The 16,127-nt window shown below is 51.2% G+C and carries 14 protein-coding genes, 1 tRNA gene and 1 rRNA gene; 5 read left to right on the top strand and 11 right to left on the bottom strand.

Translation table 11 applies throughout. From position 1 onward, the window contains the following. Positions 1-13: 13 nt before the first annotated feature. From A6301_RS05765 to A6301_RS05755, 3 genes are all read left to right on the top strand, one after another. A tRNA-Thr gene (locus A6301_RS05765) sits at positions 14-89 on the top strand. 37 nt (positions 90-126) lie between these two features. After that, positions 127-242: ribosomal RNA gene (gene rrf, locus A6301_RS05760) — 5S ribosomal RNA — on the top strand. A gap of 300 nt (positions 243-542) precedes the next feature. Further along, complete coding sequence (locus tag A6301_RS05755; RefSeq protein WP_234257316.1) at positions 543-1,823, top strand: MFS transporter; 1,281 nt, start codon at positions 543-545, stop codon at positions 1,821-1,823. On the opposite strand, the gene A6301_RS05750 is transcribed toward A6301_RS05755, so the two are convergent. From A6301_RS05750 to trxC, 5 genes are all read right to left on the bottom strand, one after another. After that, on the bottom strand, positions 1,820-2,143 hold the full coding sequence (locus tag A6301_RS05750) for a YfiM family lipoprotein (protein WP_107171038.1): 324 nt from the start codon (positions 2,141-2,143) through the stop codon (positions 1,820-1,822). The genes A6301_RS05755 and A6301_RS05750 overlap by 4 nt on opposite strands. A 59-nt stretch (positions 2,144-2,202) precedes the next feature. Next, positions 2,203-3,558 carry a CDP-diacylglycerol--serine O-phosphatidyltransferase gene (gene pssA, locus A6301_RS05745; protein ID WP_205543194.1) on the bottom strand — a complete coding sequence of 452 codons (1,356 nt, stop codon included), beginning with the start codon at positions 3,556-3,558 and terminating at the stop codon, positions 2,203-2,205. A gap of 198 nt (positions 3,559-3,756) precedes the next feature. Next, complete coding sequence (locus tag A6301_RS05740) at positions 3,757-6,405, bottom strand: bifunctional acetate--CoA ligase family protein/GNAT family N-acetyltransferase (protein ID WP_234257315.1); 2,649 nt, start codon at positions 6,403-6,405, stop codon at positions 3,757-3,759. Positions 6,406-6,437: 32 nt separating this feature from the next. Continuing rightward, positions 6,438-7,172, bottom strand: coding sequence for a tRNA-uridine aminocarboxypropyltransferase (locus tag A6301_RS05735; RefSeq protein ID WP_107171032.1), 735 nt, complete (start codon positions 7,170-7,172; stop codon positions 6,438-6,440). A gap of 254 nt (positions 7,173-7,426) precedes the next feature. Then, positions 7,427-7,846, bottom strand: a complete 420-nt coding sequence (gene trxC / locus A6301_RS05730) for a thioredoxin TrxC (protein WP_107171031.1) — start codon at positions 7,844-7,846, stop codon at positions 7,427-7,429. Positions 7,847-8,095: 249 nt separating this feature from the next. Between trxC and A6301_RS05725 the strand changes: the two genes are divergently transcribed. Both A6301_RS05725 and A6301_RS05720 read left to right on the top strand, forming a co-directional pair. Next, positions 8,096-9,247, top strand: coding sequence for a tRNA/rRNA methyltransferase (locus A6301_RS05725; RefSeq protein WP_107171030.1), 1,152 nt, complete (start codon positions 8,096-8,098; stop codon positions 9,245-9,247). Between the two features lie 69 nt (positions 9,248-9,316). Further along, positions 9,317-9,766: a DUF3574 domain-containing protein gene (locus A6301_RS05720; protein WP_215483388.1), complete on the top strand. Its 450-nt coding sequence runs from the start codon at positions 9,317-9,319 to the stop codon at positions 9,764-9,766. Between the two features lie 183 nt (positions 9,767-9,949). On the opposite strand, the gene A6301_RS05715 is transcribed toward A6301_RS05720, so the two are convergent. The 6 genes from A6301_RS05715 to A6301_RS05690 all read right to left on the bottom strand — a co-directional run bounded on the left by A6301_RS05715 (position 9,950) and on the right by A6301_RS05690 (position 16,096). Beyond that, positions 9,950-11,134 (bottom strand): NupC/NupG family nucleoside CNT transporter, encoded by a 1,185-nt coding sequence (locus tag A6301_RS05715; RefSeq protein ID WP_107171028.1) that lies wholly within the window; start codon positions 11,132-11,134, stop codon positions 9,950-9,952. A 204-nt stretch (positions 11,135-11,338) separates the two neighbouring features. After that, positions 11,339-12,874, bottom strand: a complete 1,536-nt coding sequence (gene emrB / locus A6301_RS05710) for a multidrug efflux MFS transporter permease subunit EmrB (RefSeq protein WP_107171027.1) — start codon at positions 12,872-12,874, stop codon at positions 11,339-11,341. Between the two features lie 17 nt (positions 12,875-12,891). Next, positions 12,892-14,067, bottom strand: coding sequence for a multidrug efflux MFS transporter periplasmic adaptor subunit EmrA (emrA, locus tag A6301_RS05705; RefSeq protein ID WP_205540134.1), 1,176 nt, complete (start codon positions 14,065-14,067; stop codon positions 12,892-12,894). 266 nt (positions 14,068-14,333) lie between these two features. Continuing rightward, complete coding sequence (gene mprA, locus A6301_RS05700; protein ID WP_107171025.1) at positions 14,334-14,849, bottom strand: transcriptional repressor MprA; 516 nt, start codon at positions 14,847-14,849, stop codon at positions 14,334-14,336. A 189-nt stretch (positions 14,850-15,038) separates the two neighbouring features. Continuing rightward, a complete protein-coding gene (gene ygaH, locus A6301_RS05695; protein ID WP_107171024.1) occupies positions 15,039-15,368 on the bottom strand; it encodes an L-valine transporter subunit YgaH in 330 nt (109 codons plus the stop codon). Beyond that, the gene (locus A6301_RS05690; RefSeq protein ID WP_107171023.1) at positions 15,365-16,096 is read right to left on the bottom strand and encodes an AzlC family ABC transporter permease; all 732 of its coding nucleotides are present in this window, start codon (positions 16,094-16,096) and stop codon (positions 15,365-15,367) included. Before A6301_RS05690 ends, ygaH begins: the two co-directional genes overlap by 4 nt. Positions 16,097-16,127: the final 31 nt, after the last annotated feature.

Below are 16,127 nucleotides of genomic sequence, written 5' to 3'. Positions count from 1 at the left end.
TTTATACAGGTGCGCTGATATGGCTCAGTTGGTAGAGCGCACCCTTGGTAAGGGTGAGGTCCCCAGTTCGACTCTGGGTATCAGCACCAGTTATTTGGGTTAATGTTCGGCTTAAAAAAGAATTTACCTGGCGGCGATAGCGCGGTGGTCCCACCTGACCCCATGCCGAACTCAGAAGTGAAACGCCGTAGCGCCGATGGTAGTGTGGGGCTTCCCCATGTGAGAGTAGGGAACTGCCAGGTTTCAATTAAGAAGAAGGCCATCCTATTAAGGATGGCCTTTTTTCTATTTCAATATATTAGATCCTTCTTTTTACCTAAATAAAACCTCTATTTATCTTCTTTGCTGTCAAATTAATAATTAACGTATTGTTTATTAACGATTCGTTTATCTATATCCCCGCTAAATATAATAAAGCCGCAGAGTTACGTCGCTACATTAATAAATTATTACAATCAGGAACTTTTTGCCTCAGGGTTTAAGTACTGTTTTACTATAGCGGGCATCGTTTTATGCCCGGAAAAATAGGAGAATAAAATAAGATGACTGAACTAACAGAAAATGCAAAAGATACGCGCCAGCGCATCCGAGCTATAGTTGGCGCTTCATCGGGTAATTTGGTTGAGTGGTTTGATTTTTATGTTTATTCTTTTTGCTCAATCTATTTTGCCCATATCTTTTTCCCTTCGGGAAACACCACGACTCAACTACTACAAACCGCAGGGGTTTTTGCAGCAGGCTTTTTAATGAGACCGATAGGCGGTTGGCTTTTCGGTTACATTGCTGACAAGCATGGTCGTAAAAATTCAATGCTAATTTCGGTTTGCATGATGTGCTTTGGATCTCTGGTTATTGCCTGCCTACCGGGATATGAAAGTATTGGTACCTGGGCACCGTTTTTACTGTTATTAGCCCGTTTATTTCAGGGACTTTCTGTTGGTGGCGAATACGGTACCAGCGCAACGTATATGAGTGAAGTCGCGGTTGAGGGAAGAAAGGGGTTCTATGCTTCTTTCCAATATGTCACGCTGATTGGCGGTCAATTGTTGGCGCTGTTAGTGGTGGTCATATTGCAGCAGGTTCTGAGCGATGAAGACTTACGGGCGTGGGGATGGCGTATTCCTTTTGCTCTCGGCGCTATTTTGGCAATTGTTGCACTTTATTTACGCCGCTCTCTCAATGAAACATCTGATAAATCAACTCGCGAACACAAAGATGCCGGCTCTCTTGCTGGATTGTGGAAACATCGCCGCGCCTTTATTACTGTTCTGGGGTTTACGGCCGGTGGTTCTTTAGCTTTTTATACGTTCACCACTTATATGCAAAAGTATCTGGTGAATACCGCAGGGATGCATGCGAAAACCGCCAGCGGGCTAATGACGCTTGCTCTGTTTATCTTTATGCTGCTGCAACCGTTCTTTGGTGCGATGTCGGATAAAATGGGGCGCCGTAGTTCAATGCTCTGCTTCGGTGGACTTGCTGCACTGCTGACGGTTCCCATTCTGACGGTTTTACAGAGTGTGACGAGCCCTGTTCTTGCTTTCTCTCTGGTGATGCTCTCACTGATTATTGTCAGTTTCTACACGTCTATCAGCGGCATTTTAAAAGCAGAAATGTTTCCGCCAGAAGTCCGTGCGTTAGGCGTAGGTTTATCTTATGCAGTGGCTAATGCACTGTTTGGTGGGTCTGCTGAATATGTTGCACTTTCGCTGAAATCATTTGGTATGGAAACGGCTTTCTTTTGGTATGTCTCAGCGATGGGGGCGGTTGCGTTTATTGTGTCATTAACGCTACATCGTAAAGGCAAAGGGATGAAGCTTTAGTGTTCAGATAATTGCCATAATGCATAGCCGGTGGTTGCACCGGCTATATCCCAAACAAGATCTTGCCAGCTCCATCCTGTCCCGCCTTCCCGACTATCATAAAGCTCTTTTGCCATGCCTACGCTGATTGCCACCATAATGCCGAATCCTCCGCTACGATCTGCACTCCAGCGCTGATGAGTACCATATTCATACCCGGCTGCGCTGATGGCGGCTGAGGCGAGAAAGTGTTGGGCTTTATCCTGCCCTGTCCAACGATCTTGCGCGATATGGCTACATCCCGAGCAGCAAAGTATTGCGGCAATACACAGTACGCGCATAGCTTTCCCCATAATAAAAAACCCCGGAAGCCGAGGTTTTTTAAAGTATAGCGCGAGTTTTAGAGAATACGACTAATGAGCCGGTCGATACGAATACGGCGCAGACGTCGTATAAGCTTACGGACTTTCACTGGATATTGCGCGATGCTTTCCAGTTCCATATAGCTTTTTACAACCTGGGTGTGCGTTCTTATCGTGTCCAGCTCATCCAGACGTTGCTGCAACAGTACTTGCTGAGGATCGTGAATCAGTATGGCGTTTTCCAGATCCAAGCGCCACGCGCGTGGGTTAAGGTTGTTTCCCGTCAGCAACTGCCACTTATCATCCACCCACATGCCTTTCAGGTGGAAGCTGTTATCACCGTCTTTCCATAGCCGCACAACAAGCTGCTGATTCTCAATATAGCGCTCCAGACGACTCAGGAAACGGCGAAGGTTGATCTCGTAGAGATACGGCAATGCGCCGATGATTTTGAAGGGCTGGTCTTCTGGAATATAGAAATCGTTAGCGGTTTTATCGCCGATAATAATTTCTACTTTTTTGCCGTCCCGCAATAGTCGGATGATATTTCTGACCAGCAGAGCGGGTAGGTTGAAATACGGGGTACAGATGACCAAATGTTCATTAGCGCAATACATCAGGTGATGTATGGTCTTATTCAACGGGCTTTGCTTACCTAACCCGACCAGTGGCGTGACGGTTAATTCGTTCGCATTTGCGCTGTGTTCAGGGGCGATATAATTGGCGGTACGTAACGCCTGACGGAATTGTTTGATATCATTTTTGATCTCCAGACTCTTCGGACGATCGGTATGATCTAACCGTTGTACTGCCGGAGCCGACAGCATTGTCTGGATATATTGCACCATCGTCTCAGCCAATGCTGGGTTATGAATTAGCTGATAGCGGTCATAACGGTATTTCTGATGTTGATGCAGGTAAACATCATTCAGGCTGGCTCCGCTGTAGATGACAGTGTCATCGATAATGAACCCTTTCAGGTGCAGCACGCCCAACGCTTCACGTGTGTTGACCGGAATACCGTAGATAGGGAAATGCGTATCTGGATGTTTTTTCGCCATATCACAATACCAATCGGCATTGGTATTTTCTGCTGCCGCGCCGATTCTGCCACGCTGAGCACGATGCCAGTCTACCAGAACGCGAACATCCAGCTCTGGGCACTGCCGTTTGGCTTCATAAATTGCGGATAGAATTCCCATGCCGCCATCATCACGCTCAAGATACAACGCCACGATATAGATGCGTTTCTTGGCGCTTAAAATGGCGTTAATCAATGTCGTGCGGAAAAGCTCAGGCGAATGCAATGTCTGAACATCATCTGCGTTCTGAGGAATTCTGGGCAGTTGTGCAAGGTGCTGTTGGTATTTATTGCGTTTAAAATTTGACAGCATCACAGTGCGTTTCTTCTCTCATCAGTTTATACCCATCATACTTCGAGCTGTGCCAGGGTATATGACCTTCTGGTCATTATCAAAAGTTAAGGAGTAGCCGAATAGGCGATAATACCATTACTTTTCGGCTGTAGTGAGTCTGTTTTACCGTTGGCCGATATCCCATTCCCATTGTAAGAGCCATGTTACGTCTTCCGCTCACTCCTTCAACGGTAATTCCAGCGTCACAATGCCTTCTTCTAATTGTACGTCGATGTGAAAACCGAGTTTTTTGGAAAGCTGAATCATACCTTGATTATGCGGCATGGTAATGCCCGTCAAGCGTGAGAGGCCATGTGCTTGAGCGTAATCAATCAGCTTTTCCAATAGTCGTCTGCCAAGGCCGAGTCCTTTTAGATCGGATCGTACCAGCACGGCAAATTCCGCATCCGTATTATCTGGATCGGAAATCGCGCGCGTTACGCCTATAATCTCAGTCTCTTCTCCGATCTGGCGCACAGCAACGAATGCCATCTCACGATCGTAGTCAATTTGTGTCATATTGGCTAAGTCTTCGTGAGTAAATTCATTAATTTCGCTGAAATAACGGTAATACAGATCTTCCTTCGTCACTCTGGCAATGAACGCGCTGAGCAGCGGTTCATCTTCCGGCAAAATTGGCCGGAACAGGCAAACATCACTATTTTTAAGGACGACCGTTTCTTCTAGCTCATGGGGATAAGGGCGGATTGCCAGCCTCGACTGCGGATCGCCACTGAACGGCGTCAGATGCAGTGTGACATCCAGTAGCGTAAAGGTATCTCCTGACGCGAGCAGAGGATGAATATCTAGCCGGGAAATTTCAGGGCAGTCGAGAATCAGATTGGAAACCTGAACCAGCAAGCGGCTGAGCGCGGGAATATCGAGCGGGCGCAACGCGCTGTATTCCCGAATCTTGCCGCCTTTCACTGCCTGCAAGACCAAATAGCGAGCCAGCGTCATATTCAGTGGGGGCAGTGCGACGGCAGCCTGCTTTTCTCGCCACTCAACGCCACCTTCTCCCAGCATAATCAATGGGCCGAAAACGGGATCTTGTTCAACGGCAATCCTAAGTTCTTGCGCACCAGCACGATTTGCCATGCTCTGCACCAACAGGCCGTAAATGCGCGCCTGCGGATAAGTGCGCTTCACCCGGTCAAGAATCGCCTCTGCCGCCTGTTGGACTTCTCTGGCAGTTCGCAGGTAGAGCATGACCCCCTGAACTTCCGATTTATGTGGAATATCTGGCGATCTCAGCTTAATCGCGACCGGATAGCCAATTTGCTCGGCGATATGAACGGCTTCGGCACTGTCGCCAGCAATCCAGGTGGGTAACGTATCCAAACCATAAGCTTGTAGGATCGGCTGGACTTCATGCGTATCGAGTTGAGTCACGCCGTCTGACAGCGCCTGATGAATCAGCGCATGTGCCTGACTGGCGTTGATGCCTAAATTCAGCGGCAGTGCTGGGGTTTCCTTTAGCTGTTTCTGATTACGCCGATATTCGACGATATGCATAAATGCCGTAACTGCGCCTTCCGGCGTACGATAGGTCGGAATGCCTGCGTCGTTAAACAAGCGTCGTGCTTCCTGCGAGGAGAATTCACCGCACCAGTTGGTCAGCAGCGTAATTCTTTTCCCACGCGGATGTTGTTGGAAGAGCGTAATCAATTGCGCAGCGCTATCGGTACTGGGTGCGGCGGCGCTGGGGGCGTGAATGATCAAGAGTGCATCGACTTCATCGCTGTCCAGTAATACCGAAACTGCTGCCTGATAGCGGGCTGCGGTCGCGTCATCACGCAGATCGAGTGGATTGCCAATAGTGACGGTTGGCGGTAGCGCTTCCTGTAGTGCTTGTTGGGTCGCCTCGCTGAGCTGTGCCAGCTTGCCTTGTCGGCTGAGGAGCTGATCCAGCGCCTGTGCGGCGGGCGACGCACCGTTGCTCACCAGCATCAAGCGTTCACCGCGCAGCGGCCGCAGGTGGCTTAAGGTTTCCACCGCGGAAAAAAGCTCATGCGTATCCCGTACCCGCAGTAAGCCTGCGCGTTGAATGGCGGCGTCATAGGCGGCATCCAGGCCGTGGCGCTGGTCATTCAACAACTGCTGCGCCTGCTGGCTACGACCACTTTTTATCACCAGTATAGGTTTATTTCGGGAGGCGCTGCGGGAAGCGGAAAGAAAGCGACGCGCATCGCTGATGTGTTCCAGATGCAACAAGATCGCACTGGTTTTGCCATCGCGTGCTAGAAAATCTAACAGGTCATCGACATCGATATCCAGGCTGTCGCCCAACGCGATAAAATAGGAAAAACCAATACCGCGCTGCTGCGCCCAGTCCAGTATCGTATTGGAAACGGCGGCCGACTGCGAAATAAATGCCAGCTTGCCTTTCATGATGGGAACGGGAGAGAAACTGGCGTTCAGGCCTTGCCAGGGGGCGAGTAGCCCGAGACTGTTAGGACCAAGCAAGCGCATGTGGTAGCGCACGGCGCAGGCCTTTAACTCGCTGAACTGGGTCGGCGGTGCGGAGAGGATGATGACGGTTTTACAGCCTTTTTGCCCCAGCGCTTCCAACAGCGTCAGATTGCGGCTGGCGTTGGTACAAATTACAGCAAGGTCAGGCGTCATGGGCAGGCTGGCGACAGTGGGGTAGGCCAGCACGCCACAAACGGCACGATATTTTGGCGTAACAGGTAGTACGGGGCCGCTGAAATGGCCGTCCAGCAGATTTTTCATCATCAGAAAACCGGCTCTTCCCGGTTTTTCTGATGCGCCGAGAACGGCGATAGACTTAGGGCGTAACAGTGCTTCCAATCCGCGCTGGCTCATGCGTCACTCCTTCACATCAATCCCCTTTGATACTAAACGCTTTCTGCCGCTTGTGCTGTGACGATGGGTAAACTTTCCCGCAAACGGTGGTGCGATTTCCCCGCCAGGTAATGCTGTCGGAAACGATCAAAATGCTGTGATAGCGCGTCAGCCGCGACAAGATCCCCCGCCTGTGCGAGCAGGGCAATGGCGATCTCGGCGGTACAGTGCTGCCCGGCGCTGCTGGCCTCACGCAGTTGATAGCGGGAAAGTGCCTCTACATTCAGCGACAGAATTGGCAGGTTATCCAGGTAAGGGCTTTTGCGGAACATTTTACGTGCTTCCGGCCAGGTGCCGTCGAGCAAGACAAATAGGGCCGGCTTTTCTGTTGCGGGAAGTTGTTGAAGTACCTGACGTCCTTCTTCCGCCGCATCGGCAAGGAAGACCAGATAGGGCTGAACATCTGGGTCTTGCAGCGTTGCCAGCAACTCGGGATCGGGATCGGTGCGTGACCAGCGAAACGCCTGCGTATCGGGCAGAATATCGGCGATGAGACGTCCGGTATTGCTTGGTTTTAATGGCTCGGTATCAAACATCACCAGACACACACGGCTGCGGGATTGCTGTGCCTGAACCGTGTGGCACAGGCAGTTAGTTTCGGGTAATAAGCACTGCTGACAACGAACTACGCGGCAGCCACGGGCGCGAAACGGTTTGGTTGACTGCTCAAGACGTTGCTGACGCAGGCGGAGTACGGCATTGTTGTTCACGAAAGGGCGGTTGAGCATGAAATAGATGACGCCATGGGATTCTGCAACGAACCCGCTCCATTTTAATTATTGGGAAGCAGGTTCAGAAAGACGACATTCTAATCGACAGACGGGTTGACCAAAAGAGGCGAGGCAATAATACCCGTCATACTTCAAGTTGCATGTGCGTTGGCTTCACTCAGTCACCCGAATCACTTACTCAAGTAAGCTCATCGGGATTCCCTCGCTTGCCGCCTTCCTGAAACTCGAATTATTTAGGGTATACGGTAATTCTACAGTGATTCATCCAACCACTCCTCAAACTGCGCTTTCGGCAGCGCGCCGTTGAGAATGTCGACCATCTGACCCTGTTTGAAGATCATGAGTGTAGGGATACTGCGGATACGGAAACGTGCGCTGAGTGATGGTTCGGCTTCAGTATTGACCTTAATAAAGCGGATTTTCCCGCTCCGCTCCTGTGCGACGTTTTCAAACACAGGGGCAAAGTTAACGCAAGGGCTGCACCAGGGTGCCCAGAAATCGACCACAACGGGAAGATCGTCCTGTAACAGCTTATCGAGCGTTGTTTCTGTCGCATTGATGACGTCACCGCTGAATAAGGTTTCTCCGCAACGGCCACATTTTGCATGGTCATCAATACGCGCTTCAGGCAGGCGATTGGTTGTTTGGCAAGATCCACATACCGTATTCATAACAGTGCCTCAGATAAAAGGGCTAAAATAAAGATGTCGCTGATAAAATGCGCGTAATACGGCATTGGAACGTCAACGGCATGTTGCTTAAGAGTGAATAAATTATGGTGGGGAGACATTATGGCAACAACGTGGTTTGCCCAATAGCTACAATAGCTTCTGACTGTTAGCGCTCTTTTACCACAAGCGTGTGGCTAAGCGGGTGTACATAAGGTAATCTTCGCGCCCAGCGCGTAGGTGGAGAGAACAATGAGCGATTCATTCAATAGTAAAAGCGGCAAAGTCCGTGTGATGTACGTCCGCAGTGATGATGAGGGCGAGAAAGAGAATAAAAACAAGCGCCCTGCTGACAAAGATCGCCGTGGCGATCGGCGTGATGGTGGTGGCTCTCGCGATCAGCGTGAAAAGCCGAAGCATCCGCGTGATGTTAACCCGCGTTATGCCCGGGAAAACCCGTCCCGCGACGGTGATAGCAGTGCTAAAACGCCATGGGGCAATAAAGATCGTAACGAACGCAGCGGCGATCGTCCTCGTCGCCCGCGCGGTGAAGATACGGGGGGTTATGAATCACCGTGGAAAACCGTGTCTCGTGCGCCAAGCGATAGCGATACGCCGGATCATGGCGGTATTACTGGCAAGAGCCAGATCGATCCTGAGCAACTGCGTCGCCAGCGTCAGGAAGAAACGCGTGTCTACGGTGAAAATGCCTGTCAGGCGCTGTTTAAAAACCGCTCTGAAGTGATCGTTCGTGCCTGGTTCCTGCAAGAAGTGACGCCGCGTTTCCGCGATGCACTGCGCTGGATGGCGGCAAACCGCAAGGCTTATCACGTTGTGGAAGAGGAAGAGCTGATTAAGGCTTCCGGTACTGAGCACCACGGTGGCGTCTGTTTCCTGATTAAAAAGCGTCAGGGACTGGATGTGCGAGAGTATCTGAAAACGGTTGGCGAGAGTGACTGTGTGCTGGCGCTGGAAGATGTGGGTAACCCGCACAACCTCGGCGGTATTATGCGTAGCTGCGCGCATTTCGGTGTGAAAGGCGTGCTGGTTCAGGATGCTGCACTGCTGGAATCCGGTGCGGCGGTACGCACGGCAGAAGGCGGTGCGGAACACGTTAAAGCGATCAACGCTGACGATTTCCTGTCTGTACTCGCTGAATTCCGTCACGCAGGCTACACCATCGTGACCACCTCGAGCCATAAAGGGACCGCACTGTCGAAAGCGACGCTTCCGGCGAAAACCGTGATCGTGCTGGGTCAGGAAGGTGATGGCCTGTCGGATAGCGCTTGGCAACAAGGGGACGTGAAAGTCTCTATCGGCGGTACTGGTAAGGTTGAAAGCCTGAACATTTCAGTCGCAACGGGCATTTTGCTGTCCGAGTGGTGGCGGCAGAACCAAGCCTGATATCACGTGCCGATTCTCAGAGGGCAATCCCCCTCTGAGAAGGCATCACCACTGATGAGAGAACGATCGATGAAGCAGAAAAAGCAGAAAGTTGTCGCGATATCGTTACTGTTGGGTGCATTGCTGGCAAGTGGTTGCAGTTCGTTGCCACGTTCATCCACTGCTGTTGCCGCAGCAGCAAGCGCTGATGTATGCCAGATTGGCGACAAACAGGTACAAACTACGCTGTATTTTGGTTTGAATCGTCCTGCTGGCCCGGTGATTTCTGATGCCGAGTGGAAAGCATTCCTGGACGGTGAGGTGACGCCACGCTTTAAAGAAGGGCTAACGGTGTTTGATGCCAAAGGACAATGGTTGGGGAACAATGGACTGGTTGCCAGAGAGAACAGCAAGGCGCTGATGTTGATTCACGGCGCTGATAAAGAGCGTGATATTGAAGCGCTGCGTACCACCTACAAATCACGTTTCGCGCAGGAATCCGTCATGCGGATTGATGCACCCGTCTGCGTCGCGTTCTGATTTTTTCATCAGCCCCTTTTCAGGGGCTGATGATATTGTCAAAAACCATCGCGATGAGATCGAGATACTCGGGGCTACCACGAGGTGAGGCGTCCCTGCGGGAACCTCATCCCCGTGTTTCCCCTAATATGTGACTCTGTCATTAGTATGATGGTTTTTAACCTATCTATTTATGATAAAGGACTACAGCACCAGTCCCGCTACTGCCGCAGACAGTAAGCTCACCAGCGTAGAACCGTAAACCAGCTTCAGACCGAAGCGCGATACCACGTTGCCCTGTGCTTCATTCAGCCCTTTGATGGCCCCTGCAATAATGCCGATTGACGCAAAGTTGGCGAAGGAAATCAGGAAGACAGACAGAATTCCCAGACCGCGTGGCGACATCTCTGCCGCGATTTTCTTCAGTTCAATCATGGCAACGAATTCATTGGCCACCAGTTTGGTTGCCATAATACTGCCCGCATTCAGAATATCGGAAGACGGAATGCCGATCAGCCAAGCCAGCGGTGAAAAAACATAGCCCATGATAGCCTGGAAACTAATGCCGAAGACGGTGCTGAACAGCGCATTAACGGCGGCAATCAAGGCCACAAAACCGATTAACATCGCCATAATAATCATCGCGACTTTAAAACCAGCAAGAATATATTCCCCCAGCATTTCAAAGAAGCTCTGGTCTTCATGCAGCTTTTCCAGCTTCAGTTCCGGTTCGTCGTCAGGCTGGTAAGGGTTGACGATCGACAGAATAATAAAGGTACTGAACATATTCAGAATCAGGGCTGCAACGACATACTTAGCGTCCAACATAGTCATGTAGGCGCTGATGATTGACATGGAAACCGTTGACATCGCTGTCGCGGCCATCGTGTACATCCGCCGTGGTGACATATCAGCGATGATGCCTTTATAGACGATAAAGTTCTCCGATTGCCCAAGCATCAACGTACTCACGGCGTTAAATGACTCCAGTTTCCCCATTCCGTTAACTTTGGACAGCAGTGTGCCGATGCCTTTGATGATTAGCGGTAAAATGCGCCAGTGCTGCAAAATTCCAATCAGCGCGGAAATAAAGACGATAGGACAGAGTACGTTGAGGAAAATAAAGGAAAGTCCCTGTGCGTTCATCCCGCCAAACACAAAATCGGTCCCCTGGTTGGCGAAAGATAATAGCTTTTCAAACAAACCGGCAAAGGAGCTAATCGCGTTAAGCCCGATGCTGGAATGCAAAAGGAAATAGGCCAGTAAAATTTCAATCACCAGCAGTTGCACAATAAAACGCAGTCGGATGCGTTTTCTGTCGTGACTGACGAGTAAGGCCAGTAAAAAAATGGCGGTCGTTGCCAAAATGAAATGTAAAACCTGTGACATAGAAGAACCACTCAATCCCCGAATAAAAGAGGCGCATTGTAATCGGAATGTGAAAATATGTTTATCCCGAATCTGTAAATCCTTATTCGCTATCGCGCTATAACAATTGGGGAAACAGTCGATTAATCAGGGAAAGGTAGGATGTGGCAAGAGAGTTCCCTTTCGGCCAATGACTGGCCGAAAGGGGAGGGGGATTCTGATAGGTTAGTGCGCGCCACCGCCTCCGCCACCGGTGGTAAAAGGCGGTTTAGCGAACCAGACCAGCACCAGCAGCACCAGAAATACGCCCGCAGCAGCCCAGAAGATCTCGTTGGCAGAGATAATCAGCCCCTGCGCCGTAATCTGCTCTGCGATGTAAGCCGAGGCCTGCGTTTGGCTCATCCCCATTGCCTGAAGCTGTTGGTACGTTTCCTGCGCTATCGGATTATACGGTGTGATCGATTCCGTCAGGTGCGCGTGGTGCAGTGATTCCCGCTGCGTCCAGAGCGTGGTGGTCAGTGAGGTTCCGATCGAGCCTGCCAGCGTTCGGGCAAAGTTCGACAGACTTGATGCGGCAGCCAAACGTTCAGGCGGAAGGCCAGACAGCGTGATGGTCGTCAGCGGCATGAAGAAGCAGGCGACGGCAAACCCCTGCACGAACTGCGGCCAGGCTGACGCGCCGAAATCCATGCCCGGCTCGAAGGTATATGCACGCCAGTAGAAGCAGACGGCGTACATAATAAAGCTGAACGTCACCAGTTTGCGCATATCCAGACGCGGTGCGAATCGACCGATGATCGGCGACAGCACTACTGGCATCAGCCCAACGGGCGCGGATGCCAGTCCAGCCCAGGTGGCGGTATAGCCATACACTTCCTGCAATAGCTGCGGCAAGAGTACGATCGCCCCGAAGTAAAACATATAGGCGAGGCTGATACATAGACAGCCAATGGTGAAGTTACGCGATTTAAACAGCGACAAATCCACCACCGGGTGGTCGTCTGTCAGTTCCCAGACGATGAGGAACGCGATCGCAATCACCGCCACCACGGTGAGGGTGATGATTTCCGTCGAGTTAAACCAGTCCAGCTCTTTGCCGCGGTCGAGCATCATCTGGAGGCTACCGATGCCGACAACTAACAACGCCAGCCCGATGGTATCGATAGGCCTGATCTCGGTTTTGGTTTCCCGCCCGCGCAGCGTTTGCAGCGCGATAAACACCACCGCGATACCGAGTGGGACGTTAATGAAGAATATCCAGCCCCAGTGATAGTTATCGCTAATCCAGCCGCCCAGAATGGGGCCACAGATCGGCGCAACGACTACGGTCATTGACCACAGCGCCAGCGCGATGCTGCGTTTCGCGGGGGGATAATTGCTTAACAATAAACTCTGTGACAGCGGGATCAGCGGCCCGGCAACGATCCCCTGTAATACACGGGCGAAAATCAGCATTTCCAGGCTGGTGGACACACCACACAGCCAGGAGGTCAGGGCGAAGAGCGCGGTTGACCATAGAAAAAGGCGGACTTCACCGAACCGCTTGGCTAGCCAGCCAGTGATAGGAATAGAGATGGCGTTAGCGACCCCGAACGAGGTGATAACCCACGTTCCCTGTGAATTGGACGCACCCAGATTACCGGCGATGGTCGGAATAGCGACGTTGGCGATGGTGGAGTCCAGTACCTGCATGAACGTTGCCAGCGACAGCGCAACGGTCATCCAGGCCAGACTCGCGCCTTTAAGCGGTTTTCTCTGCACGTTTCTCTCCTGGTCGATTAACCGGCATTCGCCTGAATAATGGCGCTAATGTCTTGGTTAACGGGGGTGAGATCCAACGTCAGCGCATCACTTTGGTAGGCTGGTGTGGTGCGTGACGTTTCTGCTAACGCGCTGCCTTCGGTATTGGCGGTATCGACATTCACTAAAGCAGACAGGCCGATACGTAACGGATGCTCGGCGACCTGCTTCGGATCGATCTCAATACGCACAGGTAGGCGCTGGACGACTTTAATCCAGTTTCCGGTCGCGTTCTGGGCTGGCAGCAGAGAAAACGCGCTACCGGTCCCCATATCGAGGCCGACCACTTTTCCCTGATACACGACATCGTCACCGTAGATATCCGCGATCACGGTAGCGGGTTGGCCGATGCGCATGTTGGCTAACTGTGTCTCTTTGAAGTTAGCATCGATCCACAGATGATTGGCGGGCACCACAGCCATCAATGCTGAGGCCGAGGAAATCCGGGCACCAATCTGCACGCTGCGGCGTGAGATGTAGCCGTCAATCGGACTGACGATTTTGGTGCGCTGTAGCGCCAGCCAGGCATCGCGCATTTCTACAGAAGCTTGCTGTATAGCGGGTTGCTTCTCAAGCGGCGTATCCAGAATCATTGCCTGATTTGCTTGATATTGTTGCCTGGCAACTTCCAGCGCGGCTTTGGCGGTTGCGACGGCATCGCGAGCATGCTGTACTTCTTCACGCCCGATAGCATTTGCGCTGCCCAGTGCTTCACGGCGGCTTAAGTCGCTTTGTGCTTTGTTCAGTTCAGTCTGACGCAGTTCAATGTTGGCCTGATATTGTTTGCTGTTGATAATTAGCTGATGCGTTTGGCGTACGCTATTAGCCAATGCGGTTTTTGCGCGCTCGAATGCTTGCTGTGCATCGGTGGGGTCTAGCTCCACTAACACCTGTCCCTGCTTCACAAAATCCGTGTTGTCGACGTTCACATGAGTGACGCTACCCGTAACCTGCGCCATGATCTGAATCTGGTTGCCTGCGACGTAGGCGTCGTCAGTGCTTTGGTGATGCCTGAGCACCAGGAACCAGTAAACCAGCCAGGCACAGCCCAGCACGACGAAAATAAATGTCAGCAGCGATAACACACGCTTGCGCTGCTGTTTCTTGTTTCTTTGAGGCGTCTGCGGCACCTGATTTTCCACACTTTCACTCATGCTGTTCTCTCTCTTCTTATTTTCTTTGTATCGGCCATTGCGCCAGACAGCGTCGTCTGGCGATAGTCGCGAATTCATATTGCTGCGCAGCCCGAGGGAGGCCCCACCGAAGCGTGAGATTGCTGTTGCGCTAAGTCGCACGCTGCTGCTGCGGAAAGATCATGTGTATTTTTTGCAGCAAAATTCACCTGCCCGATACCTAGGCATCGGGTCGTTCCGGGTGAAAGAAAAAGGTGCTGGTTATGATTTTTGTTGTTGTTTTTCTGCTATACGTTGCCGAAATCGTCCATTTCATCCAGCCGAACCAGAAGCTTTCTCATCAGCGTTTCAAGCTGCTTTTGCTCGCCGGATTCAAGTGCTGAACAAAGCACATGGAGACTGTCATGCTGTGGCGGAATCAGTTGGCCAAGAAAGGCTTTGCCTTCTTCTGTTAGATGGAGGTGCAGGCAGCGCCTGTCGCTATTGCTTTCGCGTCGCTCTATCCAGCCTCTTTTTTCCAGATCGTCAGCGATGCGTGTCGCATTCGTGCGTGACGACCCCAGCGCAGCACTGAGTTCGGACGGCTGAATACTGTAAGATTCTTGGGATTCCAGCGTCAGCAATGCCATAAAAAGGGTTTCATTAATACCTTGATCTTTCAGCATTCTGTTTCTGTGTTCCAGGATTTTCCCTTGAACATGCATGAATAGACGCAGTAATAAAACTTCCTGACGTGGGAAACCGGGTTTGCGTGAAGCACGCAGATCGAGCATTTGTTCTATAGGAGTGAATGAACTGTCCATTTTTTATATAAACCTCATTAATCACGGTATGCATAGTAACTAATGTTACTAAATGGGTAAACGGCATTCGGGTGGGAAATTGTGCTTATTTATGTGACAGAAAGTAAGCGGAGAATAGTCGAGGCTAAGGATTATTTGCCACTTACTTTATTTAAATCAAAATCTTATTTGATAATTTTCGCTGCGTGTTCAGAGCAGTTTAAAAGCAATGCCGTAGCACAGCGCCCCCAGTAGCGTCGATAAAACGATACTACGGGTTTTATAAAAACAGGCTGTCAGCGTAATAAAACCCGTCAATGTTGGCAGTAGCTTTTCGTGATGCGCGAGAATATCCGGCACGCTGGAAACGATCAGCAGCGCACAGATCGAAGCAATGCCGATGCTATCAAGCAACAAAGCCTTTTTGCCGCGTTGCAGCGAACCGGAAGCGCGTGAGGCGCTGAGTCTCAGAGGTAAATAACGAAAGAGATAGTTCACTAACCCCACAATCAGCCCGATAAGAATGACTTCTGTACTCATGTGTTCACCTGCGGTGTAGCGGTATTAACCAGCGACGCCAGACAGCCGCTGAGGATACCGAGCAGTATTGCGGCCGGGATGGAGGAGAGCAGCAGTCCAAGCAGTGCGCCGCCTAGCGCGCAGGCTACAACCAGACTCTGTTTCCGTTTAAAGGAGGCGAGCAAAAAACTCAGGAAAAGTGCGGGAAGCATGAAGGACAGCGCGGCTTCGACGGCAGGGTAGTTATCCAATGGGCCGTTACCAAACACGGCACCGATCACCGTGCCGAGCACCCAGGAGAGCCAGGCTAAAAGCGATACGCCCATCATCCACTCTTCTGACCAACGTCGGTTATCTTTCGCCAATCGAGTGGCTGCAGCCGCAAACACTTCGTCCGTCAAGCCGAAAGCCCACAGTGCGGTTTTCCGGGTCGGCAGCCGCTGTGTAATGCGATGCCGTAGTGCGGGCCCATATAGCACATGGCGAACATCCATCGCCATGACGGTCAACGCGGCTACCCAGATGGACATACCTGCGCTGAGCAATGCGGTGATGACGAACTGGCTGGCGCCAGCGTAAATGATGCACGAAAGGAAAATGCCTTCCAACGGAGTAAACCCTAATTTGACAGCATTCATGCCAAACGCGAATGCTACAGGCATGTAGCCGATAACAATTGGCAGACTATCAAATACGCCTTCGCTAAAAGACGCCGGTTTTTTCGATATCGCGGTGGTTAATGTATTCACTGGCCTGATAATTTTTGCACTTAAAGGAAAT

It is taken from the genome of Pectobacterium sp. IFB5596 (assembly GCF_021432585.1).
GTDB lineage: Bacteria > Pseudomonadota > Gammaproteobacteria > Enterobacterales > Enterobacteriaceae > Pectobacterium > Pectobacterium punjabense.
The sequence above is the reverse complement of the archived record's forward strand: the minus strand, read 5'-3'. Positions and strand labels throughout refer to the sequence as shown.